The 1,515-nt window shown below is 65.8% G+C and carries 2 protein-coding genes; both read left to right on the top strand.

The window, feature by feature from the left end:
• The first annotated feature begins 86 nt into the window (after nt 1-86).
• Complete coding sequence (gene hpt, locus ACIBQZ_RS43255) at nt 87-641, top strand: hypoxanthine phosphoribosyltransferase (protein ID WP_396094780.1); 555 nt, start codon at nt 87-89, stop codon at nt 639-641.
• A gap of 252 nt (nt 642-893) precedes the next feature.
• Nucleotides 894-1,515: ATP-dependent metallopeptidase FtsH/Yme1/Tma family protein (locus ACIBQZ_RS43260; RefSeq protein WP_396094781.1), on the top strand; the 622-nt coding region annotated here is incomplete at its 3' end.

The following is a 1,515-nucleotide window of genomic DNA, read 5'->3' on the forward strand; positions in this document are numbered from 1 at the left end:
GTCGGCCTCCATCGCCGGATTGTGGCAGGCTGAAGTTCCGCCGGATCCGGCGTGACGCCCCACCTCCGAACGCACCTGGGAGATTCGTGGACGCCTCAGACATGGGGTCCGACCTGGAGAAGGTTCTCCTCAGCGAGGAACAGATCCAGAATCGGCTGGTTGAGCTGGCCGCGCAGATCGAGCAGGACTACGCCGGGCAGGATGTCCTGCTGGTCGGTGTGCTCAAGGGCGCCGTCATGGTGATGGCCGACCTGAGCCGCACCCTGCACCGGAGTTTCGAGACCGACTGGATGGCGGTCTCGTCCTACGGCTCGGGCACCAAGTCCTCCGGGGTCGTGCGGATCCTGAAGGATCTGGACCGCGACATCAGCGGCCGGCACGTGCTGATCGTCGAGGACATCGTCGATTCCGGCCTCACCCTGTCCTGGCTGATCGCCAACCTGAGCTCGCGCGGGCCGGCCTCGGTCGAGGTCTGCACGCTTCTGCGGAAGCCGGACGCGATGAAGGTGGACCTCAAGGTCCGCTACGTCGGGTTCGACATACCCAACGAGTTCGTGGTCGGCTACGGCCTGGACTACGCCGAGCAGTACCGCAACCTCCGGGTGGTGGGCACCTTGGCGGAGCACGTGTACTCCAGCTAGGGCTCACGGGCCTCGAAACTGTGAGCACGACCAGGGGCGGAACAGGAGGAGGTCCTCCTCCGTTCCTCTCCATAGCTGCCCGCCGGTTGCCCGGGTCTGTGAACGGGTGACCGTCCGCAGCGGCGACAAGCAGCAAGATGTACACGGCCGACCGGGTTGACACAGGTAGGTCTGTGGGCATCGGTGTACCGTCGTCCTATTGAGCACGAGCAGGAGGGTCGGGGCCGTAGCGGCTCCAGGTGAACACACGGCATGGACGTCAAACGACTGACGCGGGGGCCGGCGATCTGGGTGATCGTCTTCGTGGTCCTGCTCATCATCGGGGCCCGCGTGTTCGCGCCCAATCAGTTCAAGAAGATCGACACGTCGCGCGCCATCAGCCTGATCGAGCAGAGCCAGGTGGACAGCGCCAAGCTCGTCGACGGCGACCAGCGGGTCGAGCTGACCCTGAAGTCGAGCGCCAAGATCGACGGGTACGACAAGGTCGAGGCCAACTACATCGACCAGCGCGGCGACGAGATGGTCCAGCTGCTGACCGATCATCCGCCGGCCAAGGGCTTCACCGACGAGGTGCCCCGCAGCTCCTGGTGGTCCAGCCTGCTGATCGGCGTTCTCCCGCTGATCCTGCTGCTGGCGGTGTTCTGGTTCCTGATGGGCCAGATGCAGGGCGGCGGCTCGCGGGTGATGAACTTCGGCAAGTCCCGCGCCAAGCTGGTCAGCAAGGACACCCCCAAGGTCACCTTCGCCGACGTCGCCGGGGCCGAGGAGGCGGTCGAGGAGCTCCACGAGATCAAGGAGTTCCTGGCCGAGCCGGCCAAGTTCCAGGCGGTCGGGGCCAAGATCCCCAAGGGCGTCCTGCTCTACGGCCAGCCCG

It is taken from the genome of Actinoplanes sp. NPDC049599 (assembly GCF_044465625.1).
Classification (GTDB): Bacteria; Actinomycetota; Actinomycetes; order Mycobacteriales; family Micromonosporaceae; genus Actinoplanes.